This window comes from Litoribacillus peritrichatus, assembly GCF_039537985.1.
Lineage (GTDB): Bacteria > Pseudomonadota > Gammaproteobacteria > Pseudomonadales > Litoribrevibacteraceae > Litoribacillus > Litoribacillus peritrichatus.
On record NZ_BAABBN010000004.1, the window covers coordinates 190427 to 210911 of the forward strand.

Annotated in this window: 18 protein-coding genes and 3 tRNA genes; 7 read left to right on the forward strand and 14 right to left on the reverse strand. The window is 45.9% G+C overall.

Going from position 1 to position 20485, the window contains the following annotated elements:
* Positions 1-4: 4 nt before the first annotated feature.
* Complete coding sequence (locus ABD744_RS02070) at positions 5-529, reverse strand: DUF1499 domain-containing protein (protein WP_344794957.1); 525 nt, start codon at positions 527-529, stop codon at positions 5-7.
* A gap of 44 nt (positions 530-573) precedes the next feature.
* On the opposite strand from ABD744_RS02070, the gene ABD744_RS02075 reads away from it, so the two are divergent.
* Positions 574-1866, forward strand: coding sequence for an NCS2 family permease (locus ABD744_RS02075; protein ID WP_344794959.1), 1293 nt, complete (start codon positions 574-576; stop codon positions 1864-1866).
* A 76-nt stretch (positions 1867-1942) separates the two neighbouring features.
* On the opposite strand, the gene ABD744_RS02080 is transcribed toward ABD744_RS02075, so the two are convergent.
* Both ABD744_RS02080 and ABD744_RS02085 read right to left on the reverse strand, forming a co-directional pair.
* A complete protein-coding gene (locus ABD744_RS02080; RefSeq protein ID WP_344794961.1) occupies positions 1943-2857 on the reverse strand; it encodes a GGDEF domain-containing protein in 915 nt (304 codons plus the stop codon).
* An 85-nt stretch (positions 2858-2942) separates the two neighbouring features.
* Positions 2943-3830, reverse strand: coding sequence for an alpha/beta fold hydrolase (locus ABD744_RS02085; RefSeq protein WP_344794963.1), 888 nt, complete (start codon positions 3828-3830; stop codon positions 2943-2945).
* Positions 3831-4043: 213 nt separating this feature from the next.
* Here ABD744_RS02085 and ABD744_RS02090 point away from each other — a divergent pair, with 213 nt between their 5' ends.
* From ABD744_RS02090 to ABD744_RS02100, 3 genes are all read left to right on the forward strand, one after another.
* Positions 4044-4349, forward strand: coding sequence for a BolA family protein (locus ABD744_RS02090; protein WP_344794965.1), 306 nt, complete (start codon positions 4044-4046; stop codon positions 4347-4349).
* Positions 4350-4392: 43 nt separating this feature from the next.
* A complete protein-coding gene (gene trhO / locus ABD744_RS02095; protein WP_344794967.1) occupies positions 4393-5403 on the forward strand; it encodes an oxygen-dependent tRNA uridine(34) hydroxylase TrhO in 1011 nt (336 codons plus the stop codon).
* Positions 5404-5650: 247 nt separating this feature from the next.
* On the forward strand, positions 5651-6352 hold the full coding sequence (locus ABD744_RS02100; protein ID WP_344794969.1) for a 16S rRNA (uracil(1498)-N(3))-methyltransferase: 702 nt from the start codon (positions 5651-5653) through the stop codon (positions 6350-6352).
* A gap of 18 nt (positions 6353-6370) precedes the next feature.
* Here the strand turns inward: ABD744_RS02100 and ABD744_RS02105 are convergent, their stop codons facing one another.
* From ABD744_RS02105 to ABD744_RS02115, 3 genes are all read right to left on the reverse strand, one after another.
* Positions 6371-6916, reverse strand: a complete 546-nt coding sequence (locus tag ABD744_RS02105; protein WP_344794971.1) for a hypothetical protein — start codon at positions 6914-6916, stop codon at positions 6371-6373.
* A 240-nt stretch (positions 6917-7156) separates the two neighbouring features.
* A complete protein-coding gene (locus tag ABD744_RS02110) occupies positions 7157-7702 on the reverse strand; it encodes an adenine phosphoribosyltransferase (protein ID WP_344794973.1) in 546 nt (181 codons plus the stop codon).
* Between the two features lie 126 nt (positions 7703-7828).
* Positions 7829-9997, reverse strand: a complete 2169-nt coding sequence (locus ABD744_RS02115; RefSeq protein ID WP_344794975.1) for a thrombospondin type 3 repeat-containing protein — start codon at positions 9995-9997, stop codon at positions 7829-7831.
* 218 nt (positions 9998-10215) lie between these two features.
* Between ABD744_RS02115 and bamJ the strand changes: the two genes are divergently transcribed.
* The gene (gene bamJ / locus ABD744_RS02120) at positions 10216-10917 is read left to right on the forward strand and encodes a BamJ family beta-barrel-assembly machinery protein (protein ID WP_344794977.1); all 702 of its coding nucleotides are present in this window, start codon (positions 10216-10218) and stop codon (positions 10915-10917) included.
* A gap of 84 nt (positions 10918-11001) precedes the next feature.
* Here the strand turns inward: bamJ and ABD744_RS02125 are convergent, their stop codons facing one another.
* Positions 11002-13305 (reverse strand): LemA family protein, encoded by a 2304-nt coding sequence (locus tag ABD744_RS02125; protein ID WP_344794979.1) that lies wholly within the window; start codon positions 13303-13305, stop codon positions 11002-11004.
* Positions 13306-13572: 267 nt separating this feature from the next.
* Between ABD744_RS02125 and ABD744_RS02130 the strand changes: the two genes are divergently transcribed.
* Positions 13573-14847 carry a bifunctional O-acetylhomoserine aminocarboxypropyltransferase/cysteine synthase gene (locus ABD744_RS02130; protein ID WP_344794981.1) on the forward strand — a complete coding sequence of 425 codons (1275 nt, stop codon included), beginning with the start codon at positions 13573-13575 and terminating at the stop codon, positions 14845-14847.
* 89 nt (positions 14848-14936) lie between these two features.
* Here the strand turns inward: ABD744_RS02130 and ABD744_RS02135 are convergent.
* From ABD744_RS02135 to ABD744_RS02155, 5 genes are all read right to left on the reverse strand, one after another.
* Positions 14937-15013 (reverse strand) — tRNA-Pro (locus ABD744_RS02135).
* 87 nt (positions 15014-15100) lie between these two features.
* Positions 15101-15177 (reverse strand) — tRNA-Pro (locus ABD744_RS02140).
* Between the two features lie 3 nt (positions 15178-15180).
* Positions 15181-15256: transfer RNA gene (locus tag ABD744_RS02145), tRNA-Asn, on the reverse strand.
* Positions 15257-15413: 157 nt separating this feature from the next.
* Positions 15414-16475, reverse strand: coding sequence for an alpha/beta fold hydrolase (locus ABD744_RS02150; RefSeq protein WP_344794983.1), 1062 nt, complete (start codon positions 16473-16475; stop codon positions 15414-15416).
* A 74-nt stretch (positions 16476-16549) separates the two neighbouring features.
* Positions 16550-17224: an RluA family pseudouridine synthase gene (locus ABD744_RS02155; RefSeq protein WP_344794985.1), complete on the reverse strand. Its 675-nt coding sequence runs from the start codon at positions 17222-17224 to the stop codon at positions 16550-16552.
* A gap of 185 nt (positions 17225-17409) precedes the next feature.
* Here ABD744_RS02155 and ABD744_RS02160 point away from each other — a divergent pair, with 185 nt between their 5' ends.
* Positions 17410-18420, forward strand: coding sequence for a Glu/Leu/Phe/Val family dehydrogenase (locus ABD744_RS02160; RefSeq protein ID WP_344794988.1), 1011 nt, complete (start codon positions 17410-17412; stop codon positions 18418-18420).
* Positions 18421-18431: 11 nt separating this feature from the next.
* On the opposite strand, the gene ABD744_RS02165 is transcribed toward ABD744_RS02160, so the two are convergent.
* Together ABD744_RS02165 and ABD744_RS02170 are read right to left on the reverse strand one after the other, a co-directional pair.
* Positions 18432-19829, reverse strand: a complete 1398-nt coding sequence (locus tag ABD744_RS02165) for an O-antigen ligase family protein (RefSeq protein ID WP_344794990.1) — start codon at positions 19827-19829, stop codon at positions 18432-18434.
* Positions 19830-19915: 86 nt separating this feature from the next.
* Positions 19916-20341, reverse strand: coding sequence for a hypothetical protein (locus ABD744_RS02170; RefSeq protein WP_344794992.1), 426 nt, complete (start codon positions 20339-20341; stop codon positions 19916-19918).
* Between the last annotated feature and the right edge of the window lie 144 nt (positions 20342-20485).

A 20485-nucleotide genomic window follows, 5' to 3' on the forward strand; every position in this document is an offset into this window, starting at 1 on the left:
CACTTTATTGTGGCTCTGTTGGTGTTTCGATGGTGTGCCAATGCTGCTTGAACGCTTCCATGCGTTTACGATTGACGCCAAAATCAGAATAGCCCACTCGGCTTGAAGATCTTAACTGAATTTCAGTTAAGTCATCATTTATCATGAGTTCTATATCATCGACAAACCTGAAAAATGTCGATACTGCCTCAGCATGGACGTATTGAGCGCTGTGAATGGTTACGTTCAGCCCCATTTTGTCTGTCAGAATGTCTATAATTTGAGCCATTACCTGTTCTTGAGTGTGGTTTTTTTGTCCATGAATCTGGATAGGGGCTATGTAAAACTTACTCCGTTCATCGGTAGACGATACACAGTTAGGTGAATTCTTACATACGGTCAGGGCTTCTGGAGGTGCGATGTTTTCTGGTTTTTTCATAGTGCTGCATCCCGTCAGTAATACGAAGGTTACGCCAGCGGCTAAAAAAAGTGCTGGAGTATTGATGAAGGTTTTTAGATAATCTGACTCTTTGGTCAATATTTTGATCATAAAAATAAACTCAAATAACAATACATCAACAGAAGAACGTACTTATGTTGGAAAGACTCTTTAAACTATCTGAACACAATACGAATGTGAAGACAGAACTGGTCGCTGGTCTGACTACATTCCTGACAATGGCTTATATATTATTCGTTAACCCGGATATCCTGTCCGCAACGGGCATGGACAAAGGCTCTCTGTTTACCGCGACGGCGCTGGCCGCTGCATTTGGCTGTCTGGTGATGGGGCTGGTTGCTAATTTCCCTGTTGCATTGGCACCTGCGATGGGCTTGAACGCATTTTTTGCGTTTACCGTGTGCGGTTCAATGGGGTATACCTGGCAGGAAGCCATGGCTGCAGTGTTTGTGGCGGGTATCGTTTTCTTTCTTTTGAGTGCGTTCAAAATACGTGAGTGGATCATGAACAGTATTCCAAAGAACTTGCGCTTTGGTATTGCTGCGGGCATTGGTTTGTTTTTGTCGATCATTGCTTTAAAGAATTCCGGGATGATTGTTGACCATCCTGCAACCTTTGTCACCTTGGGTGATTTCACACAAATCGGCCCATTATTAGCGGCGGTGGGTTTGTTTATTATTCTTGCTCTTGAATACCGTAAAGTTCCCGGCGATGTGCTGATCAGCGTGCTGATCGTGACGGCCATTTCAGTGGTGATTACGGGGCAGGAAGTTGGTTCATTGGTGTCGCTTCCGCCAAGTGTTGCGCCAACGTTCTGGCAAATGGATTTCAGTAAAGTGATGGAAGGCGCCATGATCTCGGTGATCTTTGCGTTTGTGTTTGTGGATTTGTTTGACACGTCCGGGACTTTGCTGGCCGTGGCCCAGAAAGCTGAGCTGGTGGATGAAGACGGCAAAATTGAAAATATCGGAAAAGCCATGGTGGCTGACTCCGCCGCCAGTGTGGCGGGGGCTGCTTTAGGTGCTTCGACTGTGACCAGTTATGTCGAGAGTGCTTCCGGTATTGCTCAGGGTGGACGTACCGGCCTGACGGCCGTTGTGGTCGGTCTGTTATTTTTGCTGGCTTTGTTTTTTGCACCGATTGCTGGTTTGGTGCCGTCATATGCGACCGCACCAGCCTTATTGTACGTTGCTGTGTTGATGATGTCTGAGTTGCGCCACGTTGAGTGGGATGACCTGACGGAAGCGGCTCCGGTCTTTGTGGCTGCGTTGGGTATGCCTTTAACCTTTTCTATTGCCGACGGTATAGGTTTGGCTTTCATTACTTACGCGCTTGGTAAAGCGGTGACCGGTCGCTACAAAGACGTTAGCCCTGCCGTTTGGTTGGTTGCCTTTGTGTTTGCATTGAAATTGGCGCACGTTTTTTGATTTTGAGCGAAATGATTCATAAAAAAACCGCATGGATTTGCGGTTTTTTTATGTTTGGTTCAGTGGTTCAGGCCAATTAATGGGTGATCACAATCGAACCATTCCCTTCTGCTTTTGCTTCCAATAAAGCCTCTTCGGTGTTGTGGTACATTTGATCGAAGGGGAGTTGAGATCGTCCTAAAACATGTGCACCAATGGTTACGGAGGCTTTGAAAACCCGGCCTTCAAATTCAAGGTCCAGGTTATTGAATAAGTCTTTGGTTCGTTGCGCAATGGTTTCGGTTTGTTTTTGGTTTGCGCCGGACAGTAAAATTGAAAATTCATCGCCGTCTAATCGTCCGATTAAGTCGTAATCCCGATACAGTTCTTTGAGTTCGTTGGCCACCTGGATTAAGCAGTAATCTCCGGCCTGATGGCCAAACTTATCGTTGATGTCTTTTAGTTTGCATAAATCCATGAGCAATAGCGCGGTTGGTTCGTTGGCGCGATAGCCCCGGCTGATTTCACTTTTGGCCCGATCTGCAAAGGTTCTGTGGTTGAGCAAGCCGGTCATTAAATCCCGACTGCTGGCTTCGTTTAATAACGTTTGCGAGTGGATTAATTCTTCATGGGCTTCCCGGCTATCGGTTTGATCGTAAAAGAACACGCAGAGGTGGTCGTCTTCCAGCAATTGTTCAACGATTAAAAACCAGCGGCCGTCGAGGCTGTCCACTTCAAAGGAGCGATAAACTTCTGATCGTCGGTGGAGCATGGCTTCGGTCAGCCATTCATCAATGTCGTCTGACTGAATTGATAAACCGCTTTGTGTCGTATAGGCATGTCTGATAAGGCTTTGGTACTCCTTACCGCCTATTTCGTGGCTCTGGTAACCAAAGAGTTCCGATGCCATTTGATTGCAATACACGACCACATCGTGCTTATCTAAAATCATAATGCCGTTTTCAGTAAGGTCGAGTGCGGCAGTTAATAATTTGATGATGTTCGAGTTCATAGATAGCCATCTTACAAAACATGTTACGTGTATAAAGTATTAGTTCGGATATTCATGTTTTGCAACTTAGTGACTGATTTAACTGCTAAATCTGGCACAGTCGGGCAAGACGGTATTGAAAGCTTTTCTCGAACCAGTACATATGCCCCTGACCGGGCAACAGGTGATATTGGGCGTTAGGCAGGCAATCCGCGAGGTGTTGGCCAATGCGTTCAGGGACAAAAGGGTCTCTGTCGCCCTGAAACACCGTCACAGGGCACTCGATGCTTTTTAAATAAAACGGCCATTCTCTGAACTGGATTAACAGATCCATGAATAGGGTGGATGCCGATTGGCTGATGCTTTGCTTTTGCGCCTCAATCAGCATGTCCCGGTAATGAGGATGTGCTTCTATGATATCGGAGTCGGGCGTATGACAGTGCTGCATCAGCAGCTTGAAATAGAGAGAAGGCATGTATTTCAGCAGATATCCGGCCATCTTACATGCAAGTAAGCCGAGTGCCGGGAAGCGAGTGGTCACTTGCTTTAGAACCGAGGCTTGTCCTGCAAAATGCGATGGTGCCTGATCCAGTTCTGCAAAATGGCTGTAACTGCTCAATAAGATGACTTGCGATATTTGGGTATGGCTGTGTTTTGCCTGCCATAAAGAAGGAACGCCGCCAGATGACCAGCCAATTACCGTGACTTTATTGAATGCCAGTGACTCCAATAGAAAAAAACAATCTTGGGTAATTTGAGATAATGAATATTCGCTCAATGATGAAGATCGACCGATGCCTGGCCGATTCGGGCAGATCACGCGAAGTCCGTTGTCTTTAAACACATCATTCAAAACCTGAGCTTCAAACGCCGAGCCGGGCATTCCGTGGTTGTAAAGTACTGGTGTGCCTGAACAGTCTCCGTATTCAATGTATTCGAGAGATCTGCCGTCGGGCAGGGTGATTAACTGTGAAGTATTGATGGTGCTTTTCATCCCGAATTATGAATCCTTAGCCTTCAATGGCTTTCTTTGTAGATTATCTGGTCGATAATTCTCATGTGTCATGATCTGAGGTTTTTGCTACAATGCCGCCTCTTTGGTGATCACATAGTGATCAATGAATTGTATTTAGAGTGCGAGCTTAATAACGTTTAAGGCTCGTTCTCATGATTATTAACGGCTGAGTGATAAGCAGGCTGACCCTATATGAAAATTCAAGCACAAATAGAGCAAAAGATTAGCTCAGATTTTGAGCCTCAGTTTCTCGAAGTTCTGAACGAAAGTTATATGCACAATGTTCCGGAAGGATCTGAATCCCATTTTAAAGTGACGCTGGTGTCCGATAAGTTCGAAGGCAAGCGTTCGGTGGCGCGTCATCAAATGGTTTATAAGGCCTTAGGTAACTTAATGGATTCGTTTCACGCACTGGCGTTGCATACCTATACCCCTTCCGAATATCAGGAAGTGCAATCCGCACCTTCCTCGCCTCAGTGTATGGGCGGCGGAAAATAATCTTCTTTCAGAATTGAACAGTATCAGAGAACAGGCTTTAAAAATGACAGACCAAGCAGTAAATAACGAGCAGGGCGAATTTGTTGTCGCTGCAATGTATCACTTCGTGACGTTGGAAGATTATCAGGACATTCGGGACCCTCTGAAAGCGTTTTGTGATGAACACGAAATCAAAGGCACCTTGTTGCTGGCTCAGGAAGGCATTAACGGCACGGTTGCTGGCCGTCGTGAAGCGATTGATGCGTTGTTGGCGTATCTGAAAAAAGATGATCGTTTTGAAAAACTGGAGCACAAAGAGTCGTTTGATCAGGTTCAGCCGTTTTATCGGATGAAGGTCAAACTTAAAAAAGAAATTGTCACCATGGGCATTGATGGTGTGGACCCTAATAAAGAAGTGGGCACTTACATCAAGCCGAAAGACTGGAACAAAATCATTTCTGATCCGGATGTTATCTTGCTGGATACTCGCAACGACTACGAAGTTGAAGTCGGAACCTTTGAATATGCGGTAGATCCTAAAACCAAGATATTTCGAGAGTTTCCGGAGTATGTGCGTGAAAATGTGGATAAAACAAAACACAAAAAAGTGGCCATGTTTTGTACTGGCGGTATTCGTTGTGAAAAAGCTTCATCATTCATGAAAAATGAAGGCTTTGAAGAAGTTTATCACTTGGAAGGCGGCATTCTTAAGTACCTGGAAGAAGTGCCGAAAGAAGAAAGTTTGTGGAAAGGCGAATGTTTTGTTTTTGATAACCGCGTTACGGTGGATCACAATTTAAATAAAGGCTCGTATGAGTTGTGCCACGCTTGCCGTATGCCGATTACCGATGAAGACAGAGCGTCGGAACAGTTTGAAGAGGGCATTTCTTGTCCGCGTTGCTTCGATTCGTTGGATGAAACCACGCGTCAGCGTGCCAGAGATCGTCAGAAGCAAATGGCACTGGCTAAAACTCGTGGTGAAGAGCACATAGGTATGTCACTGGAAGAGCGAAAGGCCGCGAAGTTAGCGCGTAAAGAGGCGCAGCGTGCCCGCTCCCAACAAGCAGATTCGTAAAAAGTTCCCTGAATCTGCGTTCTGGCAGTGAGACGCTTCTATAGCGCACCTGGAACTCAAAAGGGCATACACTGGGAACCCTAGAAACATGATGTGTGTTTCTAAACCTTTCCAAGCGATTGTTTGGAAAGGAGATATCAGTCTTAATGATTGGTATCCCCTCCTATGATGTGCCCTTTCGCCCCACTATTGAGTGGGGCTTTTTTATGTCTATTGATTGAACTATAAATAACCAAAAAGGGCTGTCGTGAACATAATTTTGGTAACTCCTGACGACTTCATCGGTGAACAGACAGTACGCTTTGACGATCAGCGAGCCAAACATATTAAGGATGTCCATCAGGCAGAACCGGGTCGTCGACTGAAAGTCGGTTTGATGAACGGGTTGATGGGGATGGGGGAGGTGATCGAGGCAGAGGATTCTGGCGTGGTTTTGGAATTATTACTGGATCGACACCCTCCTCAAAAACTGCCCTTAACGGTTGTTTTGGCTTTGCCGAGGCCTAAAATGTTACGTCGTATTATCCAGAGTTTATCTTCTCTTGGAGTTCGAGAGTTAGTACTTATTAACTCTTATCGCGTTGAAAAAAGCTACTGGCAGTCCCCGTTTTTAAATCAGCTGGACGATTATGTGCGCTTGGGGTTGGAGCAATGCGTCGATACCGTGCCGATGCAGATCACGCTTGAAAAGCGCTTTAAACCTTTTGTTGAAGATCGTCTTGAAGCCTTGTCTGAAAACAGTTTAAAACTGGTCGCCCACCCATACGTGGATAGGGTTTGTCCCAGAAATGTCGAGCAAGCCACGACCTTAGTCATTGGCCCGGAGGGCGGCTTTATTGACTACGAAGTGGATAAGCTGGCAGCGGTAGGGTTTGAACCCGTTTCGCTTGGTGATCGTATCCAGAAAGTTGAGACGGTATTGCCTCAACTGATCGGACGCTTATTCTGACCGGTTACAAATTGACGTTTAAGCACAAATGGCTTCTGAGTCGTCACTGACAGAAGGGCCTAAGATAATAGGCTTTCGAACTTCCGCGTTTAAAATATCCGTGGCTTCTTGCCACTCCTGACGGGTGATGTATTTAAACCCAGGAAAGGCTGCATTAAGTAATGCGATTTGTTGATGCAAGGAAACGTCAGAATGGTAACTCATTGGTTTGAGTGTCAGCGCAACCGCAGCAATGGCCGTTGCATAGTTCAGGTTGGTGCACAGTTCGGTGTGTGGTGTTTTTAAAAACTGATGTTGACTGGCCAAGCCTCGAACCGAAGAAGCAAGGTTCGGGTTCTTTACCAGGTGGTCATCCCATATGGTGGTGTGTTGTTCTTCCTTGATGTGAAATAAGCCGAACGAATCCTTGGTTTGATGAAACAAACCGGAATTTCGGCCCAGTCCGATGGTGGCTGCCATGAGCAGGTAATGGTTTGTTTGCTTTGGTAATTCAACAAACTCCGCCACTTGATGAGTGATAGGGCCGATAACGTAATGTTTTAATGATTCTAGATTGAAATCCATAATCTTACCCTGTTTCCTTATAAATCAGGGGGAGAGAGGGAGTTTTAATTAACTTGATTAAGTTGTCTCCCTAACTCATTGATAACGCTACATTGAATAAGTTAGCTGGTTCTTGGGAATATAACAGTGGCTTTGGTGAAAAATGGCCAAAAAAAGGCAGGACCCGATAAATGGTCATGCCTTTGGCTTTTCTTTATGAGTGTACTTAAGAAATGGAACCTTGGTTTTGTTCTGGTTGCGCTAATTTTCGTCTTCAAATGCGCACAGACTGTACACGCCAATGCCCAGATTTTGCAGCCGGGTGGAGCCGTTCAGGTCAGGTAAGTCAATGATGGCGGCTGCTTCCATAATTTCAGCGCCCTGGCTTTTAAGCAGCGTGCTGGCGGCCATCATGGTGCCGCCGGTCGCGATGATGTCATCAATGATGAGAACCTTATCTCCTTTATTGCATGAGCCTTTCTGAATTTCAACGGTGGCGGTGCCGTATTCAAGCTCGTAACTTTCAGAGATGACAGGAGGCGGCAACTTGTCTTTTTTGCGAACCAGAATCAGTGGTTTATTCAGGTTGTATGCCAGGACGGAGCCGATCAGGAATCCTCGGCTGTCGATTGCAGCAATTCGATCAATTTCATGGTTAATGTAACGCTGGGTCAGTGCATCAATCACCATTCTGAAGGGCTTTGGTTGTTGCAGAAGCGGTGTAATGTCCCGAAATACGACGCCTTCTTTTGGCCAGTCATGCACTGCTTTGATGTTGGCTTTAATGTAAATTTCATCAACTGACATATTTGAATCCTTCCTGTGTTCAATCTCTTTATTGAATACCAGAATGGCAGAGGATGCCAGTCTGGTTTATATATTTACAATAAAAACAAATGCTTGCTGATTATCTTTAGAGGGGTTAGCAGAGCCTTACTTTGAAGGCTCTGCAGCAGGAGGCGTTGTTGTCTGAGGAACCGGGGGCGGTGTTCGGGTGACCGTACGTTTAATTGATAACTCATTGCCATCGTTATCTATGGCGTGAATTACAATTTTATTTTCACCGTAAGCCAATGGCACAACCACCGCGAAAGCCGTGTGGTAGAAAAATTTACCGCTGAATTGGCCCGACACTTTATTGCTGGTGGCGTACACGCGCTGTAAACCCACACCAATGTCGTAGGCCTGGCCTCTTAAGCGGATTTCTTCGGTACCTGAATCAACCACTTCTCCGTCATTGCCGGATAACTCGAGTGCTGGCTGCAGGTCGTCCGGGAAGCTTTTAGGGTCGTTCGGGTCTGAATCAAAGGCTTCTTCGACGTCATTGGCAAACAGGTCGCCATCGCGATCAATGTCTTTATTATCGCCGATGCCGTCCTCATCGAGGTCAGACCACTCGCTGTAGTCATCCGGAAAAACGTCCGTGCCATTATCGTAGCCATCTCCGTCTCGGTCGGCATCCAGGCTGTCCGGGATGCCGTCTTTATCCATATCTGGCGGTGTGCTGTTCGGGTCGTTCGGATCGGTGCCGACCTGAATCTCATAATGGTTGTTGATCTTATCGCCATCCCGGTCCGGGTCTGAATTATCGCCAATGCCATCGCCGTCCATGTCTGCCCATTCCGTTGGGTCGTAGGGAAATTTATCGGCTTCATTGAGGTGGCCATCGCCGTCAATGTCCGGGTCCAGGCTATCCGGGATACTATCTTTATCTAAGTCCGGAGGCGTGTCGTTCGGATCGTTCGGGTCAGTACCGACCCGTTCTTCATAATGGTTAGAAATGCCATCACCGTCGCGGTCTTTATCCGAGTTGTCGCCGATGCCATCCTGATCGATGTCCGACCACTCCTTGGCATTGCGGGGGAAGGCGTCCTGTTCATTCAGGTAACCATCGTTGTCCATGTCCGGATCGAGCGCGTCGGGAATACCATCAAAATCAAAGTCCGGCGGTACACTCTCAGGGTCGTTCGGGTCTGTGTTTAGCTGAATTTCATAAGCATTGGAGATGTTGTCGCCATCGCGTTCGGGGTCGCTGTTATCACCGATGCCATCATTGTCGATGTCAGACCATTCTGTCGGATCAAACGGAAAGGCGTCCTGATCGTTTAAGTGGCCGTCATTATCGATGTCCGGATCACTGTTGTCGCCTATGCCGTCTTTATCGAAATCTGCCCACTCTTTAGGATCTGTCGGGAAAACATCCACGTCGTTATTGTAGCCGTCACCATCCCGGTCTAAATCGTTTTGATCCGGAATGCCGTCACCGTCGGTATCAAGGCAATACCTTGGGTCGTCCGGAAAGGCATCTTCGTCATTTAAACATCCGTCGCCATCCCGGTCGTCATCAATGCTGTCTGGAATGCCATCGCCATCTGCGTCTGGTGGCACACTGTTTGGATCGTTCGGGTCTGTGCCGACTTGTTCTTCATAGTGGTTGGCTATACCGTCGTTGTCCCGGTCGGGGTCAGAATTATCGCCGATGCCATCACCGTCGAGATCGGCCCATTCTTTCGGGTCCGTCGGGAAGAGATCATCGTCGTTTAAATAGCCGTCGTTATCGATGTCATCATCCAGCGCATCCGGTATGCCATCGCCATCGGTGTCCCGAGGGTAGCTGTTCGGGTCGTACGGATTGGTTTTTAACTGACGCTCAATGGCATCACTGAAACCGTCGCCATCTTTTTCAAGATCGGCGTTATCCCCGATACCGTCCCCGTCGATGTCGCCCCACTCTTTTGGGTTTTTGGGAAACTTATCCAGTAAGTTATTTACCCGGTCACCGTCTAGATCAACATCAATTTCATCCGGCAGGCCATCTTTGTCCTGGTCAGCAGGCGTGCTGTTCGGGTCTCGAGGGTCTTTGTGGGTCTGGAGTTCGTAATGGTTGTCGATGCCGTCTCCGTCCATGTCGATGTCCCTGTGATCCGGGATACCGTCTTTGTCCATATCCGGTGCATGGTTAGCGGCGAGCTGTAAGCCGTTAAGTGCAGAAGAGGATTGGAACGGGTTTTCTGAAAGCACAAACGGCGCCGCAATTGCGACGGACAGAGTGCAAGCGGAAACAACGATCAATGTTTTTCGTTTAAATGGCTGGCTAGGCATTGTTTTTTTATTTGTTTTTTGATTTCCGAAGATTCTACTGGAGCAATTCTTTAATGGGAATTAATTCGGTGAAAGTTTGTCTATAAGTTCACGACTCGATGCTGGAAGAAGTTGATACATACGCCATTTTTATTGCTAAGTCGCCAAAAGCAATTGTTAAATGATATTGAGCCGTTTAGGATGGTATTTTTTATGCATTTCATTGAGAACAGATAATAATGTTTAAACCTACAAAATTAGCCGTACTATTATCATCTGCTGTAGCACTTGCTGCATGTGGAGAAAAAGAAGTTGAATTGAAGACAGAGCAAGACAAAGTTAGCTATGGTATTGGCTATAATGTTGGTTCTGGTATGCGTCAGGAAGGCCTTGAAGAGATGAATGTTGAGGCAATTGCTCTTGGTTTGCAGGACTCATTGGCAGACAAAGAGCGTCGTCTGACGATGGAAGAGTTAACTGCGGCATTTAATGAAGTACGCGCTCGTCAACAAGATAAGCAAAAAGCTGTCAACGACGAAAATGCGCGTGCGGGCAAAGAGTTTCTTGAGCAGAACGCTGAGCGTGACAACATCACTACCTTGGATAGCGGTCTTCAGTATGAAGTATTGAAGTCGGGCGAAGAAGGGGCTTCTTCTCCGGGCATTTCTGATATGGTGACCACGCACTATCATGGTACTTTGGTTGATGGAACTGTGTTTGATAGTTCGGTTGATCGTGGTCAGCCTGCAACTTTCCCGGTTGGTGGTGTGATTAAAGGCTGGATCGAAGCGCTTCAGCTGATGAAGGTTGGTGATAAGTGGAAACTGTACGTTCCTGCGGATTTGGCTTATGGTGCTCAAAGCCCGAGTCCTAAGATTCCACCAAATTCTGCGTTAGTATTTGAAGTTGAATTGCTAAGCATTAAAAACGAAGACTCATAATTCTTCGTTTTAATAAGAAAAACCGAGGTTTATACCTCGGTTTTTTTATGCCTTGGATATAGCTACATGACAGTTTGTGGACGGTTAGTTCTTATGATGGAAGAACGAGAGAGAACTGAACTTGAAGGCCTTTGTAAACAAAATGTCGGGGAAGGTTTCCAGCCTTTCGTTGTAGGTGGTTACAGCATCGTTGTAACCGTTTCTAAGCAGTGCCAGTTCGGTTTCCAGCTTGGTAATATCCGTCATGAACTGTGAAACAATGTCGTGGCTTTTTAAATCCGGGTAATTTTCAATGATTGCTTTCATGGTTTGTTGGGTGTTTTGAGTGGCAACAAAGCATTGCTCCAGTGACGCATGCTCTTCCTGGGCGTTCTCAAAGGCACGTCTGAATTCGGCGGTTTGCGTCATTACGGTTGTTTCATGTTGCAAGTATTCTTTTACGATGGTTTCCAGAGCAGGAATCAGGTTTTTCTTTTTCCGGATGGCTATGCTGATGTTGGCCCAGTTACGATCCGCGCGCTGTTTCAGAAATATCAGATCGTTGTAGTGAAGTAGCAGTGAAAACAGCAGCATGTAAATGGGGCCAAACAATGCGGCTAATAAGAAGTCGCTGGGCGAAAAGCTGCCCGTCTGAGCGAACCACAGTAAACTGCTGATGACAATGCCGGTAAACGCGAGGTTAAGAAACAGCAGTCCTGTCCATGCTTTTCTGAGCATGACTTTGGATTCCGGTAGGTTACTGACAATAAACGGAAGCTTGGAGCCTGCTTCGGTGATTTGCAGTTTGTCTTGCTGAGCAGGTTGTGACTTTGCTTCTCCAATGACATACAGAGGGTCATCAATTTTCACGATGGTTTCCGTGTATCGCCGATTGCCACTGCTACTGCTGTTGGTATGAGAAGAGATAACATCGGCATCTTCAGGAATGATTTTGACACTGCCTTCATCGTCTTCACAAAGGAAGTCGATATGCTCTTTGGTGTTAATTACGGTAACCCATTTATCCTTGTCACCACTTCTTCTTTTTTCTTGTACCCGGTAATGGTACCAGCAGCAAGGGGTTGAAGTTAAAGGGCTTTCTAGGGCTGTTGTATTCTCCGCAAGGCTGACTTTGCCTGCGACTTCGGCCATGCCGGGTACCAGGCCAAGGGTTTTTTGGGTGGGAATATTTTCTATGAGTCTTTTAAATTTTATGGTCTTGAAGCCAAAGTAGGTGCAAATGGCCATGATCACCAGACCTAGAATCAGGAAGAAGGTGCTGAACCCGCTGGATAACTTTGTTTTGGTAATACTGGACAGCCGCTGATTCAGTAATGTTTGCTGTTCTGGTGTCAGAGATACCCGCTGTTTCTCGTTTAAAGAGTATTGCCAGAGGGGGGCCAGAATGATTTCCGGGAACCGTGATAACTGATCATTAATGAGGTGCTCTGACATGGCTAAGTTTATTTTTAATTCGGTCAGTTCATCGTTCAAGGTTTCTTTATCTTGAGGGGTGTATGGTGTGGTTAAATATTTTTCCACCGTTTCATGGGGTTCACTGAAGCTATTTGCCAGTTTTACAAGAGTGCCTTGCCATTGTTGTTGATAACGAACGGTGGCTTGATTCAGATCTGAGTTCATTAACAGGAGGCTGAACTGAATTAACACCAGGCTAACGACTGTGATCAGAATTACCTGGTACTGCCAAACCTTATGAATTCGTAATACGATTGAAAAACCGTACAACGACATAGCGACCAGAGCGAGACCGCCCCACAGAAAGTAAATACCGGAACTGCCCATTTCCAGTTGTTCGTATTCTTTATCGAAAGAAGAAATTAAGGGTGAATACCCGTCTTGAGATGTGAATGTTAATTGGCTGGATGTTTTTCCGTCGGCACCAAGTGTTTGTTTTACATTGGAGAAGATAAAGAGCTTATCGCCGGGGTCTATTCGCCATTCAGTGTACCTTTCCTTGCCCGATACCGTTTGAAATTTACGTTTCACAGACCAGTTGATTTGGCTGAAGTCAGGGCTTGGACTAACTTCTGCGATGTCTGTTCGGTCGTTCAGGTTGAAAGATACCGAATCGGATTTGCTCTCCGCCAAGCTCCAGGATGTATTGCCGTCGGAATCTTTGGTTTCTACTTCGCGGGTGTAATAAAAATAAAGGGATGTCGTTTTGGTGTATGGGCTGGTCAGTGTTTCGTTGCGTATTTCTGCAAAGCCGCTTACCGCCGCTGGCCCCGGAATCAGACTGATCAAAGAGGATATCGGAGTTCTTTCCAGTTGCCTTAGGCTTTGGATGTCATTAAAGCCTGTGGTCATTAATTGCCAACCGCCCCAGAAACTTAATGCGCCGAGCAAAAGGGGTAAGAGTTGAGTTAAAAAGCGCTCCTTTAATGTCACAGTAGCTTTCCTTGAGTGCAATAGTTTTGGGTTGTAACAGAGTTTAGGTTTTTTTGATGGCGTTGTCACAGTCAGGTGTTTGTGACTTGCGAGTATGGATCAATTTGTATCCCTAACTGTCTCTTTCGCCTCGCTTTTATGTGTTGAGCTACTTTTTTTTTATGATTGGTAGTAAGGTGTTTGTGCTTGTTTTTTGATGGGAATCAAAGGCAGCTCAAATCTTACGACTATGATCGTGCAGATAACATAATAATCTTGGGGAAGAAGATGAAATTAGAAACGCTTGCTCTGCATGCAGGGTATGACGGTGATCCAACCACAAAAGCAGCGACCACGCCGATTTATCAAACAACATCGTATACATTTGATGACACTCAACATGGCGCGGATCTTTTTGATCTGAAAGTACCGGGCAATATTTACACCCGAATTATGAATCCGACCACTGGCGTGCTGGAGCAGCGCTTGGCTGCGTTGGAAGGTGGTATTGGTGCTTTGTGTGTGGCGTCAGGTATGGCTGCGATTACTTATGCGATACAGGCGATTGCTTCGGTCGGCAGTAATATAGTCAGTACCAGCCAACTGTATGGCGGAACCTATAATTTATTTGCACACTCTTTGCCGAAGCAGGGAATAGAGGTTCGTTTTGCTGCGCACGATGATTACGCTGGGTTAGAAGCGCATATTGATGAAAATACAAAGATGCTGTTTTGTGAGTCGATTGGTAATCCTGCCGGTAATGTGGTGGATATTGAAAAGTTGGCAGAAATAGCGCATAAGCACGGGGTGCCTCTGATGGTGGACAATACAGTGGCGACGCCTGCTTTGTGTCGACCGTTTGAGTATGGCGCTGATATTGTTGTGCATTCATTGACAAAGTACATCGGTGGTCATGGTACAACCATTGGTGGTGCCATTATTGATTCGGGTAAATTCGACTGGGCAGGGAATAAAGAGCGCTTTCCTATTTTAAATGAGCCAGATCCTTCCTATCACGGTGTGGTCTATACGGAAGCTATGGGGGAGGCCGCATTTATTGGTCGTTGTCGTGTGGTTCCGCTTCGGAATACCGGTGCTGCACTTGCGCCACACAGTGCTTTTCTATTAATGCAGGGTTTGGAAACCCTTTCTCTGCGGATGGAAAGACACTGCGAAAATGCGCAAAAAGTTGCAGAATATCTGGATAAGCATGAATTAGTTGAGTGGGTTAACTATGCCGGTCTTGAGAAAAGCCCTTATCGAGCTTTGTCTGAAAAGATCACACAGGGTAAGGCATCCGGTATATTGAGCTTTGGCATTAAGGGCGGTATTGAAGCGGGCTCCAGATTTATTGATGCGCTTCAAATGATTTTGCGTCTAGTAAACATTGGTGATGCCAAGTCACTTGCTTGCCATCCTGCTTCAACGACTCACCGCCAATTGTCCCCGGAAGAGTTGAAGTCTGCCGGTGTCAGTGAAGACATGGTTCGGTTGTCCATTGGTATTGAGCACATAGACGACATTATTGCTGATATTGATCAGGCTTTGAATGCATCTAAGTAAGATTTGGGTGCGCTTAAGGTAACGAGTCGGGTGACTTAGGTTGCCCGTTTTTTTGATGACTTCTGAGTAGGTTAGTAAGTTTTAGATAATGGTCGGAGTGGAGGGATTCGAACCCCCGACCCACTGGTCCCAAACCAGTTGCGCTACCAAGCTGCGCTACACTCCGATATATAAGATCAAGGATAACCTTGTCTGACTAAGCTTCATGCTTAAGAAATTGTGATTCCATCACAGGGGAATTGATGAGAAAGAATGGTCGGAGTGGAGGGATTCGAACCCCCGACCCACTGGTCCCAAACCAGTTGCGCTACCAAGCTGCGCTACACTCCGAAATGGCTCCTCGAGCTGGACTCGAACCAGCGACCAATAGATTAACAGTCTACTGCTCTACCAACTGAGCTATCGAGGAACAACTCATCAAGTTGGCGCGTATATTAATGACGACCTTGTTTAGTGTCAACTGTTTTTAACGTGAATTTTAATAAAAAACGATTTAATTTAACGGCTTGTATAAAGTTCGAACAAAAGTGTTTGGTGGTCGATTAAATAGTAAACAGAGTGGTTGATTATTGCTCTCTTTTGAGTAGCCAGTCACTGATGACAGGCCAAACTTTTTGGGGGGCATCGCTTCCGCAGATGATGTCCATGTGGCCAAAGTGTCGATGGTCTTCCGGTTTTCCGAATTCTCGCCATTGGCGATCAATGCTGCCTATTTTGTCGTACGCTCCGGCAATGGACTCTGGCGGTACGACTTTGTCTTTATCAGCAGATAAAAATAATACCGGGATAGTGATTTGCCGGATGGACTGTTCGTAATCGTGTTGTCGGTTAGTACTTAAAAATCGTCCTTCGGAAGCCCAGCTTAATAGAGTAGAGAAAACGGCCATGCCGGTTCGATCAAACGCAGTGAGTAATAATTGCGATAGATGATTTGGTTCTATAGTCCCAGGAACCCAAAGGGGGGCAAACCACCGGTTTTTATGATTATCTAAGAAGGGGGTTGCCCGGTGTGTTAACACGCCGACTAAATCAATGCTCAGGTGGCGGGGAAATAAACGGGTCATTTTAAGGGTTTTATTTATCCAGCTGTTATTGAGCCAGTTATACAGTTTGGCGAGAGGTCGAATGACTTTGGTTCCCTTACCAAAATTGAATGGCCCACAAACGGAGATAAAGCCTTTTAACTGCTTTTGCATTTCGGATGAAGCTCCGTAACAAATCGCACCTCCCAGAGAGTGGCCAATAAGGTAAATTTTGGGGTGCTGGGTGCGTTGGCAAATAAAATGGATCAGCGCGGGGACATCGTAATCCACGTACTCTTCAAAGCTGTTTGGGTAGGGCGCTCCGTTGGCACGGCTTAAACCATGCCCTCTGAGTTCGGCGATAAAGACATCAAACCCCTTGGAAACCAGAAAGTCAGCCATAGACCGGCCTGGTAAATCCCAGAAGTGTCTGTTTTGACCCAGCCCGTGAATCAGCAAGATAGGCGTTAAGTTTTGTTTTTGAATAAGCGGCAGTTTACGCGTGACAATCAAAGGGATGCCATCGTCTGTCGGAACTTCGAATAGCTCTTTATAGCCTATTTGAGATGCTTGGCCATGGTTGGTGGAGCTGAATCGTTGCCGCATTTTATCTTCCTTGGTTGATTAGTTGATGGGTTAACTAATTAAGTATGAACCAAGTATAGATGAGTTATTTCTTGTTAGAAGTCAGGGGCCATCTGGGCAGAGAGTCGTTCATTGCTGATTGGATGAGTCACGGTCAGTTGCTTGGCGTGGAGTAGTAGCCTGGGCGCTTTAGCAATTGAATCTTCACAGCCATAGAGGTTATCACCAATGATGGGATGTCCTAATGCTTTCATGTGCACTCGTAATTGATGACTCCGGCCGGTGATCGGGGTAAGTTTGACTCGGGTTCTGTCTGCTTGTTGATCGATGATTTGCCAAAGGGTCTGGGATGGTTTGCCATCCTGAAAGCAGACTTTTTGTCTTGGTCTGTTCGGCCAGTCGGTAATTAACGGCAGATCGACCGTTCCTTCTGTTGTGTTCAAATGCGTCTGCAAATTGCCGTCCACCACTGCGATGTAGTGTTTTTCTGTTTGTCGGTCCTGAAATTGTCGACTTAATTCACGATGAGTCGTGGGTGTTAAAGCGACCACTAATATTCCAGATGTTGCCATGTCCAGACGGTGAACCACTTTCGCGGTTGGCCAGTTCTTTTGAAGGCGGGAGATCATGCAGTCCGCTTTTTCCGGACCTTTGCCTGGAACGGTTAACATATCAGCGGGTTTGGAGACCATGAGTAAATGATCGTCTTTATATAGGATCTGGATATCTGAAACCTGATCGATCACATTGTTGTACAGGGGTTGTGTCATGCCTTGCTCTGGATGCAGTAGGGGAGCCGAAGGATTATCCAAAAAGAATTTCAGAGTGCAACCAATTATCTATCTTTGCAGACCGCCTGCTTACAATTTATTGCACAATTATTAACTCTGATGTCTAAACTCAGTGTAGATCCTTAGTTTCTTGAAATGTTCAGTCTGGGATTTGGAGTAGCTACATGTTTGATGTAATGAGTGAACATCAACTGCAAGAATTGCATTTATTTCAACATGATAAGTTGAAGGCCATCGTTGCAGTGCACAGTACTGAACTTGGTCCTGCGCTGGGGGGGTGTCGGTTTGTCGAATATGACGATGTGGAAAAAGCAACCGTGGATGCCGCTCGATTAGCACGGGGGATGACTTATAAAGCTGCAATGGCAGGTGTCCCTTACGGCGGTGGCAAATCTGTAATTATGCTTCCTTCGGAACCTTATGACCGGACCGAACTCTTTGCAAAATTCGGTCAATTCATTGAAACACTGAATGGCAGATACATTACCGCAATGGATTCTGGCACGAATGTCCAGGATATGGATGTCATTCATTCCAAAACACAGTTTGTGGCGAGCCATTCGGGCATAGGTGATCCATCCCCTTATACGGCTGAAGGCGTTTTTCAATGCATTAAATTTTCCCTGCAAGATGAGCTGAACATCCCTTTGAGTAAAGCTACTGTTGCGATTCAAGGGTTAGGCAATGTGGGCTATCGTTTGATGGAAAAGCTGATTGATCAAGGCGCGACAGTTATTGTATCTGACGTTGATCAGGAAAAAACACGAAAGGCCATCAATGAACATGGTGTGTTTGTTGCGCCTGTAAGTGAAGTGTTGATGGAGCCATGTGATGTGCTCGCACCATGCGGTTTGGGTGGTGTGATTACCGAGGCGTTAATTCCTCGTCTCAACTGTAAATTGATAGCGGGGTGCGCAAATAATCAGCTTCTGAAAGACTCTGTTGGTCAAATGTTGTGGGATAAAGATATTTTATATGCGCCAGATTTTGTAATTAATTCCGGCGGACTGATTTATGCCTCGGGAAGAATCGGGGGGAAATCCATGGATCAGATTAATGATGATATCGATCGATTATCAAGGACGCTTCTTTCTGTATTTTGTCGTGCTCACAAAGAAGGCCAATCGCCAGATCAAGTGGCTTTTGAAATGGCGAAAGAAAAGTTGGCGCCTTAATTGTGAGTATCTTAGGCTTTTGCTGATCGGGGCATATACCGAACAACCCAGGCTAATGAAAGCACAATCACAAATGATGCCGCATTGGCAGGTAGTTGCAGGCTAAAATCAACCGTACTGTGAAGTAGCATTGCGATGATCGACATGAGCGGTGCAAAAGCCATTGCTTGCATTTGAAGCGTTTTTCTCTTTCTCATGGTTTGTACTGAAAGTACCAGAGCAGCTATAACGATGGAGATTAACGGAATCACACCAATCAAGCCGTGTTCAGCTACAAACTGTAAATAGTCATTATGAGCATGGTCGTAATATAGCGTAATGTCCGCTTGGCGATACTGCGGAAATGCGGTGTAGAAACTTCCCGCGCCTGTGCCGAATAAAGGCTGATCCTGGATGAGCGTTAATGTGTCCCTGTTCACTTCATCACGGGTTTCTTTGTTAAAGGCGGTGCCTTCCAGACGTTCTGCAACTTTATCAATACCGAACCAGGCGCCCACGATCATGGTGTCGATAACGATTAGGCTGATAATTAAAGCAATGCTGCCTCGGGTAAACCGTTTTGTTGCGGCCAACCATATGATCCCCGAAGCGATCAAACTAAAAAAGAACGCCGTGTTGCCCATTCTAGAATGGGTCAAGACTAAGGCGATTACCATAATAGCTAAGCTTATTCTTACTCTCGCTTTGTTACCCAGTAATGAGGCTAAGATGCGACGGCTTCTTTCACGCCAAGTAGTTGATTGTGTTTGATAAAGCTCAGACAGCAACAGCCCTGTCCCCATTGCTAGGCAAAGAATTAAATAATTTGCTAAATGATTTCTGTTCCAGAACGTTCCTGTGGCTACACCATGGAAGGCTTCTTTCTTAAAAAAGAAGCCAAATTCAATCCCGGAGAGTGTCATTAAGCTGCCATACAGTGCTTGTAGAGCACCTGATATGACAAATACGAGAGCAAGTACTTTTAGACGTTTTCGGGTATTGATGAGCGCTAAGGTCAAAAACGCTAAGCAGGTATAAGCGAGTGTCTGTTTTATGTGAAGCCAGCTGATGACGGGGTCGATTGAGAGCGTAATCCAATTGCCTGGCTCAACGCTTTTATTGACAGGCCTTAATAACTCAATGAGCGAAGCTGGGAATGGGATTATTTGAAGCAGAATGATGGCAGCGAAAGTTAATAAGCCTGTAATTAACCAATTGTTTTTTGAGAATACGACTGGTAACTCAACTTTTTGCTGGATGTAATGGTAACCCCAGACGGCGACCAGAGAATAGCTCATTACTTCCATTAAGTGCCACGCCCAAGGACGATTACTGCCTAAGGGCAAAGGAAGCCAGATGATTAAAGCTAAAAATATATAAAAGAGGGTGGTGTCTTTTGGCTTGATTGCTTTTGAGGTATTCAGAGGCATGGGTCGTCAAGGAGGTTATGAGCGGGGTGAAATAAAAAATCCCGGAGAACCGGGATTTCATCAAATAGTAAAACTTTCCAAATACATTAACCGCCACTTGCAGTCGAAGTGCCGCCGCCGCCACTTCTGGCAACGATGGTTGGTGCTCTGAACTGGACTGGTGTTTCATTACCTGAGGCGGTTGTTGGTAAACCCTGGATGATGGCAGCTGCAATTAAGTCACCTGAAATTTCCATCGCTGAAGACAGTTCTTGGATGATTGAAGTTAACTCTGGGAATTTGCTAACCGCTTCAGCAATTAGCTCTGCAATTTGATCGTCACTCTTGTTTGCTTCAATGGCTGAGTTAAGCGCCTGACTGAAGTTTTCGATGGCAGACTTTTGCGCTGAAGTTAACTCTTCTGCCGCTGACTCATTTGCTTGGTCAGCATTTACTGCTTCTTCTGCAGAAGCCTGAACAGCAGGAACGGCACCCATGGCAACCGCAAGTGTGTATTTGACAAATGGATTCATCGGTAATTCCTTTTACAAAAGTGAGTTGAACTCATTGGTGTGAATACTAACTTAAATTTTTCTTCAACAAAAGCAGACATTTGCCATGATTGTTGAGATATCTCTTACGTATATTTGTGTGTAGTAAAGTATCAGGTTTGGGTA